The 21430-nt window shown below is 29.8% G+C and carries 16 protein-coding genes and 1 riboswitch; of the genes, 15 read left to right on the forward strand and 1 reads right to left on the reverse strand.

All coding sequences use genetic code 11. The features are described 5' to 3' along the window. Positions 1 to 172 precede the first annotated feature (172 nt). A riboswitch (SAM riboswitch) is annotated at positions 173 to 275 on the forward strand. Positions 276 to 503: 228 nt separating this feature from the next. The 7 genes from metK (at position 504) to prfB (ending at position 11181) form a co-directional block, all read left to right on the forward strand. Further along, on the forward strand, positions 504 to 1679 hold the full coding sequence (gene metK / locus COL3_RS00005; protein WP_008428799.1) for a methionine adenosyltransferase: 1176 nt from the start codon (positions 504 to 506) through the stop codon (positions 1677 to 1679). 324 nt (positions 1680 to 2003) lie between these two features. Beyond that, the gene (locus tag COL3_RS00010) at positions 2004 to 4232 is read left to right on the forward strand and encodes an ATP-dependent RecD-like DNA helicase (protein ID WP_008428797.1); all 2229 of its coding nucleotides are present in this window, start codon (positions 2004 to 2006) and stop codon (positions 4230 to 4232) included. A gap of 20 nt (positions 4233 to 4252) precedes the next feature. After that, a complete protein-coding gene (locus COL3_RS00015; protein WP_008428795.1) occupies positions 4253 to 5269 on the forward strand; it encodes a hypothetical protein in 1017 nt (338 codons plus the stop codon). Continuing rightward, positions 5242 to 5898: a ComF family protein gene (locus tag COL3_RS00020; RefSeq protein ID WP_008428792.1), complete on the forward strand. Its 657-nt coding sequence runs from the start codon at positions 5242 to 5244 to the stop codon at positions 5896 to 5898. Before COL3_RS00015 ends, COL3_RS00020 begins: the two co-directional genes overlap by 28 nt. Before the next feature lie 416 nt (positions 5899 to 6314). Continuing rightward, entirely contained in the window at positions 6315 to 6848 is a 534-nt protein-coding gene (gene raiA, locus COL3_RS00025; protein ID WP_008428790.1) for a ribosome-associated translation inhibitor RaiA, read from the forward strand. A 275-nt stretch (positions 6849 to 7123) separates the two neighbouring features. Next, positions 7124 to 9715: a preprotein translocase subunit SecA gene (gene secA, locus COL3_RS00030; protein ID WP_008428789.1), complete on the forward strand. Its 2592-nt coding sequence runs from the start codon at positions 7124 to 7126 to the stop codon at positions 9713 to 9715. Between the two features lie 367 nt (positions 9716 to 10082). Further along, positions 10083 to 11181 (forward strand): peptide chain release factor 2 gene (prfB, locus tag COL3_RS00035; RefSeq protein ID WP_099716531.1). Its coding sequence is split into 2 segments (ribosomal slippage): positions 10083 to 10160 and positions 10162 to 11181, totalling 1098 coding nucleotides; the frame shifts between segments, so codons are not numbered across the junction. Positions 11182 to 11253: 72 nt separating this feature from the next. Here prfB and COL3_RS29475 read toward each other — a convergent pair. Then, a complete protein-coding gene (locus COL3_RS29475; RefSeq protein WP_278286603.1) occupies positions 11254 to 11379 on the reverse strand; it encodes a hypothetical protein in 126 nt (41 codons plus the stop codon). A gap of 373 nt (positions 11380 to 11752) precedes the next feature. Here COL3_RS29475 and COL3_RS00045 point away from each other — a divergent pair, with 373 nt between their 5' ends. The 8 genes from COL3_RS00045 to COL3_RS00080 all read left to right on the forward strand — a co-directional run bounded on the left by COL3_RS00045 (position 11753) and on the right by COL3_RS00080 (position 21400). Further along, positions 11753 to 12448 (forward strand): response regulator transcription factor, encoded by a 696-nt coding sequence (locus COL3_RS00045; protein WP_008428781.1) that lies wholly within the window; start codon positions 11753 to 11755, stop codon positions 12446 to 12448. After that, positions 12438 to 13937 (forward strand): HAMP domain-containing sensor histidine kinase, encoded by a 1500-nt coding sequence (locus tag COL3_RS00050; RefSeq protein ID WP_008428779.1) that lies wholly within the window; start codon positions 12438 to 12440, stop codon positions 13935 to 13937. Before COL3_RS00045 ends, COL3_RS00050 begins: the two co-directional genes overlap by 11 nt. 198 nt (positions 13938 to 14135) lie before the next feature. After that, entirely contained in the window at positions 14136 to 15011 is an 876-nt protein-coding gene (locus COL3_RS00055) for a CPBP family intramembrane glutamic endopeptidase (RefSeq protein ID WP_008428777.1), read from the forward strand. A gap of 19 nt (positions 15012 to 15030) precedes the next feature. Beyond that, positions 15031 to 15921 (forward strand): site-2 protease family protein, encoded by an 891-nt coding sequence (locus COL3_RS00060; RefSeq protein WP_008428776.1) that lies wholly within the window; start codon positions 15031 to 15033, stop codon positions 15919 to 15921. An 18-nt stretch (positions 15922 to 15939) separates the two neighbouring features. Next, positions 15940 to 16269: a hypothetical protein gene (locus tag COL3_RS00065; RefSeq protein ID WP_008428774.1), complete on the forward strand. Its 330-nt coding sequence runs from the start codon at positions 15940 to 15942 to the stop codon at positions 16267 to 16269. Positions 16270 to 16501: 232 nt separating this feature from the next. After that, positions 16502 to 18679, forward strand: coding sequence for a Tex family protein (locus tag COL3_RS00070; protein WP_008428772.1), 2178 nt, complete (start codon positions 16502 to 16504; stop codon positions 18677 to 18679). Positions 18680 to 18879: 200 nt separating this feature from the next. Beyond that, positions 18880 to 20244, forward strand: a complete 1365-nt coding sequence (locus COL3_RS00075) for an MATE family efflux transporter (RefSeq protein ID WP_008428771.1) — start codon at positions 18880 to 18882, stop codon at positions 20242 to 20244. A 193-nt stretch (positions 20245 to 20437) separates the two neighbouring features. Next, the gene (locus COL3_RS00080; RefSeq protein ID WP_008428769.1) at positions 20438 to 21400 is read left to right on the forward strand and encodes a Gfo/Idh/MocA family oxidoreductase; all 963 of its coding nucleotides are present in this window, start codon (positions 20438 to 20440) and stop codon (positions 21398 to 21400) included. Positions 21401 to 21430: the final 30 nt, after the last annotated feature.

Raw genomic sequence — 21430 nt, forward strand, 5'->3', positions numbered from 1 at the left:
AGACTGTAAATCTGTTACGTTTCGTTTCGATGGTTCGAATCCATCTTCCTCCACCAAAAAGAATAAACTATGTTTATTCTTTTTATTAAATATAAGCAGAATAGTAGTTAGTTATAATATTGACTAATTATGGGTGCTGTGATAAAATATTTTTGAAAATTAAATTATGTAACTCTTATCAAGAGAGGTGGAGGGATAGGGCCCTGTGAAACCCGGCAACCTGTATTAATATAAGGTGCCAATTCCTGTAGATATATGATTCTACAAGATAAGAAAATGATTGTTAAAATCGCGCTCTTCTTATCGAAGAGCTTTTTTATTTTAAGTATGCGCATACTTCATTGAAAAAGTGAAATATTTTGATGGCTATTAATTTAAATAATATTTTTATAAAATTAAAGTTTCATTTATTTAATAGTTTGATAAATAGATGTATAGGTTTCAGGATGAGTAGAGTTATATAAAAAAATATTAGTAAATATTTAAGTTAAGGAGAGAAAAAAATGAGAAGATTATTTACTTCAGAATCAGTTACAGAAGGACATCCAGATAAGATGTGCGACCAAATTTCAGATGGTGTATTAGATGCCATTTTAGCACAAGACCCAAATGCCAGAGTAGCATGTGAAACTTGCACAACTACAGGAATGGTTATGGTAATGGGAGAAATTTCAACTAAGTGCTATGTTGATATTCCTAAAGTAGTTAGGGAAACAGTTAGAGAAATTGGTTATGATAGAGCTAAATATGGATTTGACTGTGATACATGCTCTGTTATGACAACAATAGATGAACAATCAGCAGATATCGCAATGGGTGTTGATGAAGCTCTTGAATCTAGAAAAGGTGAAAAAGATGATGTTGAAGCTATAGGTGCTGGGGATCAAGGTATGATGTTCGGTTTCGCTACAAACGAAACAGATGCATATATGCCATTACCAATTTATATGGCTCATAAATTATCAAGAAGACTTACAGAAGTAAGAAAGAATGGGACATTAAGTTATTTAAGACCAGATGGTAAAACTCAAGTAACGGTTGAATATGAAGATGAAAAGCCAAAGAGAATAGATACTATAGTAATATCTACTCAACATGATGAACATGTATCCTTGGAACAAATTGAAAAAGATTTGAAAGAACAAGTAATTAAAGCTGTTGTGCCAGCAGAATTATTAGATGATAAAACTAGATATTTCATAAATCCAACAGGAAGGTTTGTTGTTGGGGGGCCTCAAGGGGATTCAGGGTTAACAGGAAGAAAGATAATTGTCGATACATATGGTGGATATGGTAGACATGGTGGTGGAGCTTTCTCAGGAAAAGATCCAACTAAGGTTGATAGATCAGCTGCATATGCTGCAAGATGGGTAGCTAAAAATTTAGTTGCTGCTGGAGTTTCTGATAAATTAGAAATTCAATTAGCATATGCAATAGGAGTTGCTAAACCAGTTTCAATAGAAGTAGAAACTTTCGGAACAGGTAAAATAGGAGAAGATAAGATAGTTGAAATAGTAGAGAAAGTATTTGATTTAAGACCAGGAGCTATAATTAGAGATCTTGACTTAAGAAGACCTATCTACAAACAAACAGCTGCTTATGGACATTTTGGTAGAAATGATCTTAATTTACCTTGGGAACAATTAAATAAAGTAGAAGAAATAAAAAAGTATATATAGATACTTAAGTGAAAACTATTCTTATGTGCATGCTGGCCGAACTTCGCCACATATTTGTTTCATAGGATCATGAAAATTTCACTGGAAGTTACTAAAAGGTAGGTTATTCTATTTATGCATGTTCTCGATATTTATCGTGGCAGGCAAAATAGAACAACCTACCTTTAAATTACTTCAGCAGGTTATTTTCAAATTCCTATTATTCAAAGGTGTAGCGAAGTTCTCTGTTTGTATATTATGTAAATACATTTATGATATAATTAAAGATAGATAAACTTGAATAGGTCATTAAATAAATATACATAAAAGATTTGGAGAGATTCTATGGAAGTTCTAAATGGTTTTGTTGAAAACATTGTTTTTAAAAGTGAGGATACTGGTTATGTCGTTTGTAGAATTAGGAATGATAAAAATTTAATTAGTGCTGTTGGCACAGTTCCTTTTTTGAAGGAAGGACAAAATGTAAAATTAACTGGATACTGGACTGTACATAAGCAATTTGGAAATCAATTTAATATTCAAGAATATGAGGAACTTCTACCAAATTCATTAGATGGAATAGAAAAATATTTGAGTGCAGGAATAATACATGGAATAGGCCCTGTCACAGCTAAAAAGATAATAGAAAAGTTTGGTGAAGAAACTTTAGATATAATGGAGAATAATATTGAAAGGCTAATGGAGATAGAAGGTATAGGAGAGAAAAAATTTCAGATAATATATGAGTCATATATTGAACAGCAAGGATTAAAAGATATAATTCTATATTTTCATAAACACGGGGTAACAAATAATCAATGTGTCAAAATTTATAAGAAATTTGGACCAAACGCAAGGCAGATAGTATGTGATAACCCTTATATATTATGTGATGAAATATCAGGTATTGGATTTAAAACAGCGGATAGAATTGCTATGAGCATAGGAATTGAAAAGAATTCTGATTTTAGAATTCAAAGTGGAATTAAGTATGTAATGAATCAATTTTGCGCTGCAGGTAACACATTTATGCCTAAAAACAATATAATAGAAGAGTGTGAGAAAAACTTACTGGTTTTTAAAGAGTTAATTGAAAAAAATATATATGATATGGCAGCGAAGCAAAAAATTATTGTGGAAAACGTTGATGGCAGTGAAGTTGGATTTTTACTTCAATATTATTATTGTGAACTTGGTGTAACAAGCAAAATAATAACTTTGGGATTGCAGCAAATACAAACTATAAATTCAGATGTTGATTTTGAAATTGATGTATTTGAAAAAGAGCAAAATATTAAATTTGCAGAATCTCAAAGAGAAGCAATAATTGGCGCATTTAATAATGGGATAGAAATAATTACAGGTGGTCCTGGTACAGGTAAAACTACAATAATAAAAGCGATAATACATATTTATGAGAATAATGGTATGAAAGTAATACTTGGAGCACCAACAGGGAGAGCAGCAAAGAGAATGACTGAATCAACTGGCCGGGAAGCTAAAACAATACATAGGCTATTAGAAATGGGGGTTTCAGAAGATGATGAATCAGTTTTTGAGAGAGGAGAGTCATCCCCTTTAGACTGTGATGTAATAATAATTGATGAAGCATCCATGATTGATATCATTCTAATGCAGAATTTACTTAAAGCTGTAAACTTAGGTACAAGATTAATAATTGTTGGGGATGTCGATCAATTGCCATCTGTTGGCCCAGGAAATGTATTAAAAGATCTTATAGAGAGTGAATATATAAAAGTAGTAAGGTTAAGAGAAATCTTTAGGCAGGAATCAGAAAGTTTAATTGTAGTAAATGCACATAAAATTAATCAAGGGGAGATGCCGGTATTAAATCAAAAGGATAAAGATTTCTTCTTTATTAATGAGGAAAGCCAAGAGAGAATTGTAAATACCATAATAGATTTAATAAATAGGCGATTGCCTAAATTTAATAAATCCTGGGATAAGTTGAAAGATATGCAGGTTCTAACACCTATGAGGAAAGGAATACTTGGGGTTACTAATTTAAACACTAAACTTCAGGAAATGTTTAATCCGCCTTCAAAGGATAAAAAAGAAAAAACTTCTCGAGATATAATTCTTAGAGAAGGAGATAAAGTAATGCAAACTAAGAATAACTACACTTTAAAATGGATCAGGGTTAGCGGCTTTGGCGAAAGTGAAGGTGTTGGGGTTTTTAATGGTGATTTAGGTTTTATAGAAAGTATAGATGAAGAAAGAAAAATTTTAACTATTATATTTGATGAAGAAAGAAAAGTACTTTATGATTTTAACTTTTTGGATGAATTAGATTTGGCGTATGCAACAACAATTCATAAAAGTCAGGGAAGTGAATTTAAGGTTGTTATTATTCCTGTATTTATGGGATCTCCTTTTCTAATGAATCGTAATTTACTTTATACAGGAATTACAAGGGCTAAACAATTAGTAGTTGTTATTGGATTTCAAAAGGCATTAATGTATATGGTTAATAATACAAATAGTATAGAAAGATATTCTGCTTTGAAATATAGAATTAGGGATATAATAACAAAAGATGAGTTTGAAGATTAATTGAAAGGAGATAAGGGTGTATGAGGAATATATGTAAAGTAACTCTAGAAGATTTAAAATACGCTTTTGATAAGATAGATTATTGGTATAAGAAAAACATAAAATTTTTAACTATAATTACAGTTCCGTTTAATACATCATGTATTTTTTCAAATATAATATATAAACTCACTCAAAATGACAATAAAGTACTATACGTCTGGGGAAAAAATGGAGAGAACAAAGAGCTGATAAATGTAGTAAGAGAATTTGATTCGAATATAACTCATTCTTACATTGAAAAGGGAAACTCAAGTACAAATCTTACTTTTACACATTATAATAATCTGGTAAAGATTGATGATCAATATGATTTAGTTATTTTTGATGACATAACATATTTTTCAAATCTAAGCAGTGTAAGTGTAAGGGAGATGCTAGAGAATTGTGGAAGTCTTGGGGAAAGAGTGTTGTTATACAGCATAGAAAAGATGGCATTAATTGGTGACAAGTTTGAATTGGCAGCATATAATTACAAAAAACCTTTTGTAGAACCTAGAATACTAACAACTAGAATAGATTTGAATTCAGATATACCATTTACTCTTTATGATTATCTTAAGTGGTTCAGAGAAAATAATCACAAAGTAGCTATCTATGTACCTAGTAGAGAGAAGCTTAATATAGTCAATGATTATTTTATTAATAAGTTAAAGCTTTCAGATGTAAGAATAATAAAAGTTTCAAGTAACGATGATATTAAAAAATGTGAAAAAGTATCAAAATACAAGGATAAGGCAATATTTATAATAACTAATAAAATAGAGGAGTTACTTGAAAATTGTTATATTGATGATGCTGTGGTTTTATTTTCTGATAATGAAAGGTATAACTATAAAAAGTTTATATATATTTGTGGCCAAATAAGAAATATAAATTTAAAGTTACCAGAGGTTCTTTTAGTATCAAATGAAGTATCAGAAGATATGGAAAAGGCAAAAAGTATGGCAAGAGATTTCAATAAAAAAGTATGGGAAAAACGTTTAATAGAATTATAAGAAAGTTATGGGAAGGATTAATTGAAGTAATATACCCAAGGGAAAATTACTGCATTATATGTAAAGAGGATGATTGTTTTGGGATATGCAATCACTGTAAACAGAGTATAAAAATTATAAGTGATTTATATCAGGATGAGATAATAAGCTATGGATATTATGGAGGGGTGTTAAAGGATTTAATACTTAAATTTAAATATAAGAGCAATTTTACAGCAGGGGATATACTCACGGAATTATTAGAAGAATATATTATTAAAAACTTAGATTATAAAAAATATTTAATTACATATATACCTTTATCAAAAAAATCTAAAAAAATTAGAGGATTTAATCAGTGTGAGTACATTGCGAGGAAAATAGCGCGAGATTTATCTATTGAAGCTCTGGAAGTTTTAGTAAAGGATAAAGAAACAAAAGAACAAAAAACACTGAAAAGAGACGAACGATACGAAAATATAAAAAATGCTTTTAAAGTGAAGAAAGGAATAGAATTGAAAGGTTGCAGTATTATACTAATAGATGATGTGACTACTACGGGAGCAACCATTGGCGAAGCATATAAATTATTAATAAAATCTAAAGTAAAAGACATAAAACTCTTGACCTTAGCTAAAAGTCATATATAATATTAATGTAAAGCTAGGTTTGTGGTTGAAAGTCGAAGCTAGTCGCAGGCAAAACGATCCACGTAATTTAGACAAAATGTCTAAGGAGCATGGTGCGGTATAGAAGTAAGACCTGCCAGATTGTATTCTGAGAGGGTTAGTAGTGAGGGATTAAATTCTAATAGCGAAAGCTCCAGCAGGCGAGTGTGGGGTCAAAAACCAGGTCAACTAGCTTTACTTTTATTTAAACATAAAAATTATAAGTAAATTTGTAGAATATCTCTAATCTAGTACCTAAGATTAGAGTCATTTTTTGTACATAATTTTCAGAATTTACTGATAACTCTCTTGTTAAGTTTGCAAAAAAGTGATAGAATATTAATAACTTAAACATATTAAGTTTAAAAAACTTTTTCATATGAGAGGGGCTGGAATTGATGAAGGTTACAGTTATAGCAAAAAATATGGAGCTAACAGATGCACTAAAGGAAATAGTGCAAAAAAAGGTAAGCAAATTGGAAAAGTATTTTGAAGTAGAAGTAGAAGCTAAAGCTACATTAAGCGTTCAAAAAAATAGACATAAAATCGAAGTTATGATTCCATTTAATGGGGTAGTATTAAGAGGAGAAGAGGCAACTTCTGATATGTACAAGTCATTAGACTTGGTAGAAGATAAATTAGAAAGACAAATTAGAAAGCAAAAAACTAGATTGTCTAGAAAACATAGTGGATCATTAAAATTTGGTGAAATAAATAATATAGAAATTAATTCACCTGAAGAGGAACATGGTAATTTAGTTAGAGTAAAGAAATTTGGAGTTAAACCAATGAACTCTGAAGAAGCAATACTTCAAATGGATTTATTAGGACATAATTTCTTTGTATATCAAGATGCAGATAGCAATAAAGTAAATGTTGTTTATAAAAGAAAAGATGGAGACTACGGTTTATTAGAACCTGAGTTTATATAAAGAAAATTAAGAAATAACTGTCTAAGGTGCACAGTTTATGTGTGTACCTTAGATAGTTTTTTTGTTCGTTAAGTATGAATATTAATAAATCATGATTAATTTATTAATAAAAAATTAATATTAGTCATTTTATTTGGGAATTAATATAAAAATGATGAGTTTTATTGAAAATAGGATAAGTAAAATGGTATAATTATAGAATATGTAGTTTATAAAAAAATTAAAGATATATTTTGGAATAAAGATGAAATATACAATTTTGAAAGGATGACATTATGGGACTATTAGATGCCTTATTTGGAACATATAGTGAAAGAGAAGTCAAAAGACTTAAACCAATTATACAAAAAATAAATGATTTAGATGAAGAAATGCAAAAGCTTTCAGATGAGGAATTAAAAGCTAAGACTTCTGAGTTCAAGGAAAGATTAGCAAATGGAGAAACTCTAGATGATATTTTACCAGAAGCATTTGCTGTTATAAGAGAAGCGTCAACAAGAGTTTTAGGGATGAAACATTATGATGAACAGCTTATGGGAGGAATGGTACTTCACCAAGGAAGAATATCGGAAATGAAAACAGGTGAAGGTAAAACTTTAGTTGCAACATTACCAGCATACTTAAATGCTTTAAGTGGAAATGGTGTTCATATAGTAACTGTTAATGATTATCTTGCAAAAAGAGATATGGAACAAATGGGTCAATTATATGGTTTCTTAGGATTGACTACAGGAGTTATCGTACATGAGCTAAATAATGATCAAAGAAGAGAAGCGTATGCTTCAGACATTACTTATGGAACAAATAATGAGTTTGGATTTGACTATTTAAGAGATAACATGGTGGTTTATAAAGAAGAAAGAGTTCAGAGGCCATTAAATTTTGCCATAGTCGATGAAGTTGACTCGATTTTAATAGACGAAGCTAGAACTCCACTTATAATTTCTGGTCAAGGAGAAAAATCTACTGAATTCTATAAGGTTGCTGACTATTTTGCGAAGAAATTAGTTGCAGAAAGAGATTTTACAAGAGATGAAAAAGCCAATGCAGTAATGCTAACTGATGAAGGCGTTAGAAAAGCAGAAGCAACATTTAAAGTTAGTAACTATGCTGATGCTGAAAATATAGAATTGCAACATTATGTAACTCAAGCTTTAAAAGCAAACTTTGCCATGAGAAGAGATAAAGATTATATGGTTAAAGATGGCGAAGTAATAATTGTTGATGAATTTACAGGAAGACTTATGGAAGGTAGAAGATATTCAGATGGTCTTCACCAAGCAATAGAAGCAAAAGAAGGAGTTAAGATCGCAAGAGAATCAAAAACCCTAGCTACTATTACATTCCAAAATTACTTCAGAATGTATAAAAAGTTATCTGGTATGACAGGTACCGCATTAACAGAAGAAAATGAATTTAGAGAAATTTATGGATTAGACGTTGTTGTTATTCCAACACATAAACCAATAGCAAGAAAAGATAATCCAGATTTAGTATTTAGTACAGAGCTTGGAAAAATAAAAGCAGTTGCATCAGAAGTAGAAAAAGCTCATGCTAAAGGTCAACCAGTGCTTGTTGGGACAGTAAGTATTGAAAAGTCAGAACTTGTTTCAAGCATGCTCAAGAAAAAAGGAATACCACATCAAGTATTAAATGCTAAGTTCCATGAACAAGAAGCTGAGATAATAAGCCATGCTGGTGAAAAGGGAATGGTTACTATAGCTACTAATATGGCTGGTAGAGGTACTGATATTAAGCTTGGTGAAGGTGTAGTTGAGCTTGGTGGTCTTAAGATTATTGGTACTGAAAGACATGAATCAAGAAGAATAGATAACCAATTAAGAGGACGTTCGGGAAGACAAGGAGACCCAGGTGAATCAACATTCTTTATTTCATTAGAGGATGATTTAATGAGAATATTTGGATCAGAAAAGATTCAAGGTGTTGTTGAAAGATTAGGTCTTCAAGAAGAAGAAGCCATTGAAAGTAAAATGGTTTCAAAGGCTATAGAAAACGCTCAAAAGAAAGTTGAAGGTAATAACTTTGATATAAGAAAAACATTATTAGGTTATGATGATGTAATGAATATACAAAGAGAAGTTATTTATAAACAAAGATCAGAAGTTCTTGAAGGTGAAGATGTAAAAGAAGAAATATTATCGATGACAAAAGATATTATTGCAGAAGCTGTTAATATTCATATTACAGGTGAAGCAGAAGATTATAGGGAAGAATTCTTACACTTAATGGTGGCGCTACAAGATATTTGCATAGCACCAGGTACAGTTAATTTACCTAGTCTTGAAAATATGTCTAATGAAGAAATAATTGAAAATCTTTATGAAATTGCAAGAAAATTCTATGATCAAAAAGAAGAAGAATTTGGTGCAGAAAGACTAAGAGAAATTGAAAGAGTTGTACTTTTAAGAGCGGTTGATACTAAATGGATGAATCATATAGATAATATGGACCATTTAAAACAAGGTATTGGACTTCAATCATTTAAGCAAATTGATCCAGTTCAGGCGTATCAAATGGAAGGTAGCGAAATGTTTAATGAAATGATTAAAGCAATCAAGGAAGAAACAATTAAGCTATTATTCCGTGTTAAGATAGAAGTTGCTCCTGAGAGAGTAAGAGTTGCTCAAGAAACTGCAGCTATTCATGCAGATGCATCAAGCGCAGCTGTAGGACCAGGAGGACCAATAGGTCCAGGGAATCCAGGAGAACCTGGAGCTGGACCTTCAGGTGGACCAAGTGCAGGACCAGTGGCTCCTGTTAGAAATCTTGAAAAGCATGGAAGAAACGAATTATGTTCATGTGGCAGTGGAAAAAAATATAAAAATTGCTGTGGAAGAGAAGTTTAATTCAGTTAACAATTGGCAGTTAACAGTTAAGGTGAAAAACTCTAAGGAGTTTTTTTAAAGAATAAATAATGGTATAATAAATTCCGTAGAGATTTAAAAAATGTTGTTATTAATTAAGTAGCAATTAAAGTTAGATTTCTGCGGAATTTTTATCAACGTGAATTATTTATTGAATAGGATTGCGATAAGTATGATATAATTACAAAATAGTATGTAACGATTTTTATTATTTCATGTAATGAATAAGCATCTTGTTAGAAATTTTAAGAATAATTATAAATTAGAATTAAGGAAGTACTAAAAGGATTTCTTTATAAACTGTTAACTGCTACTTGTTAACTGTAAACTGATAGAATGGGGTGATTAGATGATTATCGAGCTTGAAAAAGAATTAGTAAAGCTTCCTAACATAAAAAAATCTATAGAAGAAATGGGGGCTTCACTTTGACAGAGGAGGTTTAGAAAAAGAACTTCATGAATTAGAATGTCAAATGCAAGAGCCAGGTTTTTGGGATGATACCAAAAGAGCAGAGGAAGTTACAAAGAAAAGTAAAGTCATAAAGAGCAAAATTGACAATTATGATAAACTGAAATTACAAGTTGAGGATGTTGAAGTATTGAAAGAGATCATGGAAGAAGATGATGAAGAGTCTGCGAATGAGATAATTGATACAATAAGGAACATAGAAACTCAAATTGAAGATTATAATATGAAAGTACTTCTATCTGGAGAATATGATAAAAATAATGCTATTTTAACATTGCATGTTGGTGTCGGTGGTACTGATGCTAACGATTGGACAGAAATGCTTTTAAGAATGTACACAAGATGGTGTGAAAAGCAAGGTTATAGTGTTGAAACCTTAGATTTACTTCCTGGAGATGAGGCTGGAATTAAGAGTGTTACGCTAAAGGTTAATGGAGAGTATGCATATGGATATCTAAAAGCTGAAAAAGGAATTCATAGATTAGTTAGAATTTCGCCATTTAATGCTAATGGTAAGAGACAAACATCTTTTGCTTCAATGGAGGTACTTCCAGAGCTTACAAAAGAGCAGGATATAGATATAAAAGCTGACGATTTAAAAATAGATACGTACAGGTCAGGAGGTGCTGGAGGACAGCACGTTAATAAAACTGATTCAGCAGTTAGAATTACTCATCTGCCTACCGGGATAGTTGTACAATGTCAAAACGAAAGAAGTCAATTTGCTAATAAGGATACAGCTATGGAAATGCTTAAATCTAAATTAGTTGAGTTAAAAGAAAGAGCGCATAAGGAAAAGATTGAGGATTTAACTGGAGAATTAAAAGATATGGGCTGGGGAAGTCAAATAAGATCATATGTATTCCATCCATACAGTATGGTTAAAGATCATAGAACTAATGTGGAGACATCAAATGTCACAGCAGTAATGGATGGTGAAATAGATATGTTTATTAATGCATATTTAAAATATCAATAAAGAATCAAATAATAAATTTAAGAGTTAAGCGGATAAACTTAGCTCTTAAATTTTTTTACTTTTTTCATAAATTTATACTGCTTTATAAAAGATATCAATTAATGAATATATTGTTATTAGAATTACGCAAACATATAAGAATATATTTAGTCCAGGTTTTAGTATTGACATAACGCCGCCAGCCACTAGTGCTGCCATAATAACTACACTGACAAATTTAAAAAAACCGGACTTGTTTGTCAAAAGCGTCGTGACAGATGAAAACATAATCAAAATTAAAGTTATAAAGTAAAATATATTTTTAAGGTTACTAGAATAGCTCATTATTTGAAATTCATTCAAAGCAATAACTGAAAGTAAAAATAACAGTGAAAAAGAGCATATTTTACTAACATTTTTAATCATAACTCCACCACCTCTGGTAAATATTTACATAATAATTATACAGTTAGTTTTTTATTAGGGCAATACATTTGTTGTATACCCATTGATAAAATTGAATGAAAATAATTCCTAAAAAAGTATAAATATATGATAAAATATACTCATAATTAAAAGAGGAGTTGAGTTTATGAATATTCTGATAGTTGAAGATGAGAAAGATATTAGGAATCTTATATCCCTGCATATGAGAAAAGAAAATTATGAAGTTTATGAAGCGTCTGATGGAAGAGAAGCTTTAACTATATTTGAAAATGAAAAGATAGATTTAATCTTATTAGATATAATGATGCCTAATGTTGATGGTATTTCGGTTATACAAAAGGTACGAGCTGTTTCTACTATTCCTATAATTTGCATTACTGCAATGGGAAATGACTCAGACAAAGTTTTAGCCTTAGGACTTGGTGCTGACGATTATTTAGTAAAACCTATAAGTCCAATTGAATTATCGGCTAGAGTAGCTTCTAATCTCAGAAGATGTTATAAGTATGCTGAACATAAAGATATAATATATTCAACAGGTGATTTAAAGTTATTTACTGAAACTTTTGAAGTTTATAAAGGAAATAAAAAGATAGATTTAAATCCGAAGGAATTTAAGATTTTGAAGTTGTTAGTTTCTAACCTAGGTAAGGTGTTTACTAAGAAACAAATTTACGAAGAAGTATGGGAAGATGCTTATTTCGGTGATTCCAACAATATAATGGTTCATTTAAGCCATATTAGAGAAAAAATAGAGGACGACCCTAAGAACCCTATATACATAAAAACCATAAGGGGAATAGGCTATAAGATCGAAAGGGTTACTATAAATGAACGGTAAAAAAATTAAACGAAGTGTTACAACTGAATTATTTTTTACATATTTTCTAGGATATATTGCAATTAATGTAATACTATTAATAACTGTTATAGGATCTATTGTTGCATATGAGGTTGTATGTAGTCCGCGCACATATAATTCGTATTTTGCAGAATTAGAAAACAAATTAACTAAAGACTATAGAAGCATAACAGATGAAGATTTGTCAGATATAAATGGTTTTATCATAAAAATAAATAGCAAGAATAACATTACCTATTTAAGAGGTAATGTTATAGAGGAATTCCGAACTTTAAATTTACAAAGTTACATGTATTTATTTGGAGTAACAAAAGACAATAAAAGCTCATTAAACGATGATCTTAGAACAATGTTTGCATTATCAGATTTTAATAATTCTATTATTGAGACCAAAGATAATACAAAATATTCATTATATACTAAGTATTTAAAAGAAGAAGATTCATTAGTTGTGGTAGGATTTCCTTACTCTGAAGTAACAAAACCAAATATAATTACTAAGCTAGTTCCACATAATATAATTGTAAAGATAATGAGTTTTCTTAATATAATGTTAATACTTTCTATTGTATACATTCTAGCGAAGGCAACTTCTAGTGCATTTATAAATCCAATAAAAACATTATTGAATGGAGTTATAGAAATATCCCAGGGTAACTATGATGTACGTCTTGATATTGACAAGAAAAATGAATTCCTTGAATTAGCTAATGGGTTTAATAGGATGGCAGAGACTATTCAAAATGAAAAACGACTAAAAGAGAACTTAGAAAAAGCTAGAGAAAGCTTAATTTTAGATATTTCACATGATTTAAAGAATCCCCTTGCATCTATTTTGGGATATAGTGAGACCTTAATTAATAATAGAGATTTAGATGAAGAAGAAAAATTAGAGTATCTAAATATTATAAATAAAAATTCCCAAAGGGCTAATAAATTAATAACAGATTTATTTGAATTTTCACTGTACGATAACTCTGATTATAAAATGGTTACAGTAAAAACAGATATGTCTGAATTTATAAGGCAGATTATTGCTAATTACATTCCTGAATTTGAGCATAAGAAGTTTGAATATGATTTTGATATAGCTGAGGAGCCTTATTACGTAATGATAAATGAAGAAAAATTATCTAGGGCTATAAATAATATTTTAGATAATAAAGTAAAATACAATACTGCAGGTAATAAAATTAGTATAAAGACTAAAGTTAAAAATAATTGCTTCTGCATCATTTTATCAGACAATGGTGAAAGCATTCCCGAAAAGTATAGGGAAACTATATTTAACCCATTTGTTAGAGTAGATAAATCAAGAAATTCTAAAACCGGAGGTACTGGACTTGGATTATCTATAACAAAGAAAATATTAAATAAGCATAATGGTAGTATAAGTATCATTAACAGCGAAGAGGGGACATGCTTTGAAATAACTTTGCCTCTTGTTACATTTAAAGCTAAGATGTAAGATATAAAAGTTAGTCAGTAACAGGAATTTATTATATACAATATTTAAGGTTATTTTAATATTATTATAAGAAGTATTTAACTAGGTATATTTATACTAGATATAATAAGTGATTCATAAATAAATCGGGATTAGATATACCTTGTTAACATAAAAGGAATTTACTAAAGAAAAGAATTAAGAAAGGAGTTGAATTTTTTGAAATCTGACAACGATTTAGATGAAGTTAAAATTAGGCATGTTATTATAATATACTTGATTAACTGTGTAGTTCTAATCATAACAGCAATTGCAATAATATTTAATTCGGGCGGAGAAATTAGCGGTAGCAATATGAATAACTTAAGTTTATTGTCAGGAATTTTACTGTTGGCTATGTTGTCCTATAAGCTTAAATTATCTAGAGAAAAGATAGGCTTTTTATATAAGGATTTTAAAAATAAAATCAACATTAAGGAAAGTATATGGATTGTCGCATTCTTTGTGTGTCTTAATCTAGGAGCAATCAGGCTTTTAACTTATATAATATACTTAATTAGTCCAACTTTTGCAAGCGATTTTGTAAATAATTTTTCACTAACTATTAATTCAGTAACTGATTACCTAATATGCTTTATAATTTCAGTTATATTATCACCCATAGTTAATGAAATTATATTCAGATTTGTGTTGTTTAAAAGACTCTCAAAGAAGTTTAATGTTTATGTTGGTATAATTGTATCTTCTATAATTTTTGCAGCTTTTGATTTTAGCCCGGAAATTATAGGGGCTTTAGCTTTAGGAATAATTAATTGCATTTTATATATAAAATATGAGAATATACTTATGCCTATGCTTATATATTTTATGAGCAATCTATTTGTAATGCTGCTTTATATTCCAACTACTGGATTTAAAACTGATAAAGTTACTTTAACTTTAAATAGTGTTTCAACTGATGCAATACTAGGAACAGTATTGTTTACTATAGGAATTATATCTTTTATCATATTTGTAATTAAAGGTAAAGTTTATTTAAAGTCAGGTTTTTGGGAGAACAAATGTATAGATGGTACAAACAAACTTTATAAATGATTATTGAAAAGGGGAAGTTATGGATAATAATGAAAATGAAATAGAGAATTTGAATTTAAGTGAGGAAAAAGAAATTCCTATTGTAAATCAAGAAAATGAGAAGGAAGATTTTATAACAAAGTTAAGAAAGAAAAAAGGGATATGGGGAATTTTGGGCGCTTTGCTTTTAGTTCTTGTAAAATTTAAGGCTGTTATCCTTTTCGTTTTGATGAAATTCAAATTTTTATTAATACTTTTAAAGTTAGGCAAATTTGCTTCAACTCTTATATCCATGCTGTTAATGATTATAGTATATGCGAAGATGTATGGATGGGCATTCGGACTTGGTTTTGTGCTATTACTGTTTGTGCATGAAATGGGACATTATTTAAGCGCAAAAATTATTAAGTTAGATGTAACACTTCCAATCTTTATTCCGTTTGTAGGAGCTGCAATTAGGATGAAAGAAGAACCAAAGGATGCGGCAACAGAAGCAAAATTAGCTATAGGAGGTCCATTACTTGGAAGTTTAGGGGCATTAATTTGTCTAGTATTATATTTTGTATTAGAAGAAGATTTTTTGATGGCTCTTGCATATTCAGGTTTTATATTAAATTTATTTAACCTTATACCACTTCATCCTCTTGATGGAGGGAGAACAGTTTCAGCAATATCTCCTAAACTATGGCTTATAGGAATACCAATAGGTATAATTGCACTTATAAAATTTTTTAATCCAATTATATTAATATTGCTTGTATTAGGTATTATCCAAGTTGTCACTGCATATAAAAATCCTGATAAATCGTATTATGAGGTTAAACCGCTAACGAGATTAGCATTTGCAGGAATTTATTTTGGATTAATGCTATTACTTGGTATTGGAATAACATATATTCATGGAATTCATTCTTCTATGCTTATTCAATAAATGACGGAGGCAATAAATATGTACTTTAGTGTTCCAGGTGCAAAAGATGTACTTATTAAAAACTTGACAGGTGAAGAATTGAAAGACATTTATTTAACTTATGAGGGATTAGATACACATCCTTTAAGAATATCGAGTATAGGTAGTAACAGTCAGGTATCTAAAATTTTGCTTCTAAATCATCTATATAGGACAACAGAACTTAGATTATTTTATTATAAGAATAATGAGAAATGTGAAATTGTAGTGTATAATGATTTGAGTAGAAATGATTTAAGAAAATTAATATTAGAAATAAGTAAAGAGAATGGTAAACTAAAGGTTAAGAGTAGTATAGAGGAAAAATAAATATAGTTTTGGGTTGAAATTTAATGAAGCTATAAAATAAATAGTATTACGAGATTATTGCCATTACTAAAAAATAGTAATGGCAATAATAATTTATGTGGTAAAATATTATTGTTATGTTAATTACAATCTATAGCATAACAATTAAAAGCATATGCACCAACACAGGATATGATAAATTATCTATAAACTTATTGTGTTTTATATGCTTAATACAAATCAGGAGGAAATTATGAATTCAATTGAAGAAATTATTGCAAAAGAGCTAGAAATAAAATTAAGTCAAGTTCAAAATGTTATTGGACTTTTGGATGATGGTAATACAGTTCCTTTTATTTCAAGATATAGAAAAGAAGCGACGGGGGGGCTTTCAGATGAAGTTTTAAGAAAGTTATCTGAAAGACTTACGTACCTAAGAAATTTAGAAGAAAGAAAAGCAGATGTAAAAAGATTAATACAAGAACAAGAAAAATTTACAGATGAAATAGGAAAGGCTTTAGAAAATGCAACGACCTTAACAGAGGTTGAGGATATATATAGACCTTTTAAACCTAAAAAGAGAACAAAAGCAACAATTGCTACAGAGAAGGGATTAAAACCTTTCGCAGAATTAATTTTAGAAGGCAAATTTAGTGGTGATTTAGAAGAAGAGGCAGCTAAGTATATAAGTGAAGAAAAGGGAGTAGCAAGCAGTGAGGAAGCTATACAAGGGGCATTAGATATAATAGCTGAAAATATATCAGATGAAGCTAAGTATAGAAAATATATAAGAGAATTTGTAATAAGAGAAGGAAACATAGAATCAAAGGGAAGCTCTGAAGAGCCAACTCCATATGAAATGTATTATGAATATTCAGAGGCAGTAAATAAAATACCACCTCATAGAATACTAGCTATAAATAGAGGAGAAAAAGAAAAAATATTAAGTGTTAAAATTACTGTTAATGAAGATAAAATAATTCAATATTTGGAAAATCAAATATTAAAAGGAAATGCTGTCTTAGATGAAAAATTAAAACTTGCTGTTAGAGATTCGTTGAAGAGATTAATTTATCCATCAATAGAAAGAGAAATTAGAAGTGAATTAACTGATATTGGCGAAGAAGGTGCTATTAAGATCTTTAAAGAAAATTTAAAAGCATTATTATTACAGGCACCTATTAAGGGAAAAGTAGTAATGGGATTTGATCCTGGATTTAGAACAGGATGTAAAGTTGCAATATTAGATGAAACTGGCAAATTCTTAGAAAACACAGCTGTGTATCCAACGTTACCTAAAAAGGATATTGAAGGAACAAAGAGAACTTTAAAGGCACTTATAGCTAGGCATAATGTTGATGTTATTTCTCTAGGAAATGGAACTGCTTCAAGAGAATCTGAAGCAGTAATAGCAGAAATGATTACAGAAATAAAAAATGAAACTGGCAGGGAATTAGCATATGTAATAGTATCAGAAGCAGGAGCATCAGTTTATTCTGCGTCAGAACTCGCAACTAAAGAATATCCAGATTTAGATGTTACAGTAAGGGGTGCAATTTCTATAGGAAGAAGACTGCAGGATCCACTTGCCGAACTGGTTAAAATTGATCCAAAAGCAATAGGAGTAGGACAATACCAACATGATGTTACGCCTAAGAAATTAGAGGAATCTTTAGCAGGAGTAGTAGAAGATTCAGTTAACACTGTTGGAGTTGATTTAAATATAGCAACACCATCACTTTTAACACATATTTCAGGAATAAATGCTTCAATAGCTAAAAACATTGTTGACTATAGAGAAGAAGTTGGACATTTTACCTCAAGAAAAGAGTTATTAAAAGTAAAGAGATTAGGACAAAAGGCTTACGAACAATGTGCAGGGTTCTTAAGAGTTGATGATAGCAAGGAGCCCCTAGACAATACAGCAGTGCACCCTGAGTCTTACGATATAGCTAAAAAGCTAATAGAAGTGCTTGGATATAATAAAGAAGACCTTAAAAACAATAAATTGGGCGATATTGATGAAAGAGCTGAAACTCAAGGCTTAAAGAAGTTAAGTGAGACTTTAGAAGTTGGAGAGATGACATTAAAGGATATAATAAAAGAGTTAAAGAAGCCAGGAAGAGACCCTAGAGAAGAAATGCCAAAGCCAATACTTAAAACAGGAATAATTGAACTTAAGGATTTAAAACCAGGAATGGTACTCGCTGGAACTGTTAGAAACGTATCAGACTTTGGTGCTTTTGTAGATATTGGAGTTCATCAAGATGGGTTAGTTCATAAGAGTCAATTGGCTAATAGATTCGTTAAACATCCTTTAGATATTGTTAAAGTTGGAGATATAGTAAAGGTTGCAATACTTGAAGTTGACGAAAAGAGAAAGAGAATATCATTAACTATGAAAGACATTGATGAATCTGTAGAAGTATAATGAAATACAAAGTTAAGGCCGTGTCTTAAGAATAAAATTAGTTTATTCTTAAGACATTTTTTTTATATAAAAATGAGTTTTTGTTTGAATTTAATAAAAACTTACATTGAAATTATTGACATACTAGCAAAATAGTTTTAAAGTTATTATAGTAGTACATAGTGTACTACTATAATATGAATAAGATATGGGGGAGATGTATGATTGAAAAAGTTTTAAAGAAAAATTCATATTTAAGTGCTATGCTAGGAATAGCAATACCAATTTCTATTCAAAGTTTATTCCAAGCTTCATTAAGTATTGTAGATCAATTTATGGTGGGACAATTGGGAGGAGATGCAATTGCAGCAGTAGGTCTTGGATCACGATATCCCAATATTTTTATAATAACTTTAAATGCCATTGGTGCATCAACTTCTATTATGATATCCCAATTTTGGGGTAAAAAAGATAAGGAGAATATAGGACGCTCATTTGGTGGAAATTTATTTTTTGGACTTGCGATAACTTTGATCTTTTTATTGATTTCATTACTGATACCAACTGAAGTACTAGAATGCTATACAAATGATCCTAAAATAATTGAACTTGGAAGTGAATATCTTAAGATTATTGCAGTTGGATATGTACCAATTCTTTTAATAACTATGTATTCTTCAATTTTAAGGAGTACAGATCATGTTAAATTACCTATGTTTGCAGGTATGTTCGGAATAATGATGAATACTTTATTAAATTATATTCTTATATTTGATAAATTTGGATTTTCAGGAATGGGGATGCAAGGCACAGCTTACGCCACAACTATAACTAGATATTTAGAAGCCTTAATACTGTTTGGATGCATTTATTTTAAGAAATATCCGGGAGCTTTTAAAATAAAAGAAATTTCTAATCTATCACTTGAATTCATTAAAAAAATTATGATAATAACTACTCCAATATTAATAAATGAATTCTTTTGGGCATTTGGTGAAACAATGTATTCTATTGTATATGGAAGAATAGGTACGATTGAAGTTGCGGCTATGACATTAACATTTCCACTACAAAGCCTAAGCATTGGGGTATTTTCAGGGGTTAGTGTTGCAGCAGGAATTATGATAGGAAATAAGCTTGGGAAAGATAAAAATAACGAAGCATTCAGCTATTCAAGAAAGTTTGTTCACCTTGGTATTGTTGGTGCAGTAATACTTGGAGTTATATTAATTATACTATCTAAAGTATATGTAGCTATATTTAATGTATCAAATGACTTAAAAGATTGTACAATCAAATTAATAATAATGTTTGCATTAGTACTATGGATTAAAGTTTCAAATATGATTATAGGTGGTGGAATTTTAAGAAGTGGTGGACAAACTAAATACACCTTATATTTAGATATGTTTGGAACATGGGGAATAGGAGTTCCAATTGGGTTTGTTTCAGCATTTATATTCAAACTTCCAATTGAATGGGTTTATTTATTATTATCAAGTGAAGAACTTATAAGATTAATAATTGGATTGAAATTAATGTATTCAAGGAAATGGATGGTAAATATTACAAAAGAATGTGCTTGAATTTTCATTAAATCTTTTAAAAATATATTTCTAAATACTTATTCCCAAAACCGCATTTTATTTTTTGATTTAGACAAAAATAATTGTAGATTTACGTATATACAATAATCAAAAGTTTGATATAGAGGATATTTACCTATATAATAAGGAGTGTTGAAAGTTATTTAATTTAGATTATAGGAGAGTTGAGACAATGATCAAATGGGGAATTATTGGGCTTGGAAATATTGCTGCACGTTTTGCAAAGAGTTTATCCAATTCAAGCGAAGGCATACTATATGCAGTCGCTTCAAAAACAAAAGAAAAACGTGATGAATTTTATGAACAATATAGATGTAAGAAAGTTTATGAAGATTATAATGAATTGCTAAATGATGATAATTTAGATGCAGTTTATATCGCATTGCCTCACGGATTTCATAAATATTGGTCAATACAAGCCTTAAGATATAAAAAAGCTGTGTTATGTGAAAAGCCTGTAGGTTTAAATGCAGAAGAGATGAAAGAAATAAAAAAGGAAGCTTTATTGAATAACACATTCTTTATGGAAGCCATGAAAACAAGATTTATTCCATTAATTCATCAGATTAAAGAAATAATGGGAAATAAGGAAATAGGGGAAATCACATCTATTAAAGCTAATTTTTGTAATCATGTTAAAGATATTAAAGAAGGTTCATATCTTTTAGATAAAAATCAAGGCGGGGCTTTATTGGATGTTGGAATTTATCCTTTATCTTTTGTTATGGATATGATAGATTCGGAAGTTAAGGACGTTAAGTCTGAGATGAAAATCAATGAGTGGGGAGTAGATTCATATTTTAAAGCTACGCTAACTTTTGAAAATGGAGTAATAGGAACTATTGAAGGAGCTATTGATAGAGATAAAGAAAGAAACGCTATTATAAAAGGAACAAAAGGATATATGGAAATTCCGATTTATAATAGACCTAATAGAGCTATGATTTATTTAAATAATGATGAGGTTTATACAATCGAGGAAGAATTAGAATTTGATGATATGTATGCAGAAATTAAGGAAGTGCATGATTGCCTAATGCAATCAAAATTACAAAGCGAGAACTTAACTTTAGATGAGTCAACTCGTGTAATGGAAGTATTAGATGATATTAGAAGGAATGCAGTATTAAGCTAGACTTACCATACTAGTCAGGAGAGAAATATA

This window comes from Clostridium sp. LS (genome assembly GCF_002760435.1).
GTDB lineage: Bacteria > Bacillota > Clostridia > Clostridiales > Clostridiaceae > Clostridium.

Coding starts and splice junctions, on each gene's coding strand:
- COL3_RS00060 (WP_008428776.1), top strand. CDS start 15,031: ATGGATAATAATGAAAATGAAATAGAGAATTTGAATTTAAGTGAGGAA.
- secA (WP_008428789.1), top strand. CDS start 7,124: ATGGGACTATTAGATGCCTTATTTGGAACATATAGTGAAAGAGAAGTC.
- COL3_RS00070 (WP_008428772.1), top strand. CDS start 16,502: ATGAATTCAATTGAAGAAATTATTGCAAAAGAGCTAGAAATAAAATTA.
- COL3_RS00065 (WP_008428774.1), top strand. CDS start 15,940: ATGTACTTTAGTGTTCCAGGTGCAAAAGATGTACTTATTAAAAACTTG.
- COL3_RS00080 (WP_008428769.1), top strand. CDS start 20,438: ATGATCAAATGGGGAATTATTGGGCTTGGAAATATTGCTGCACGTTTT.
- COL3_RS00020 (WP_008428792.1), top strand. CDS start 5,242: ATGGGAAAAACGTTTAATAGAATTATAAGAAAGTTATGGGAAGGATTA.
- COL3_RS00015 (WP_008428795.1), top strand. CDS start 4,253: ATGAGGAATATATGTAAAGTAACTCTAGAAGATTTAAAATACGCTTTT.
- COL3_RS00045 (WP_008428781.1), top strand. CDS start 11,753: ATGAATATTCTGATAGTTGAAGATGAGAAAGATATTAGGAATCTTATA.
- COL3_RS00010 (WP_008428797.1), top strand. CDS start 2,004: ATGGAAGTTCTAAATGGTTTTGTTGAAAACATTGTTTTTAAAAGTGAG.
- metK (WP_008428799.1), top strand. CDS start 504: ATGAGAAGATTATTTACTTCAGAATCAGTTACAGAAGGACATCCAGAT.
- COL3_RS29475 (WP_278286603.1), bottom strand. CDS start 11,379: ATGGCAGCACTAGTGGCTGGCGGCGTTATGTCAATACTAAAACCTGGA.
- COL3_RS00050 (WP_008428779.1), top strand. CDS start 12,438: ATGAACGGTAAAAAAATTAAACGAAGTGTTACAACTGAATTATTTTTT.
- COL3_RS00075 (WP_008428771.1), top strand. CDS start 18,880: ATGATTGAAAAAGTTTTAAAGAAAAATTCATATTTAAGTGCTATGCTA.
- raiA (WP_008428790.1), top strand. CDS start 6,315: ATGAAGGTTACAGTTATAGCAAAAAATATGGAGCTAACAGATGCACTA.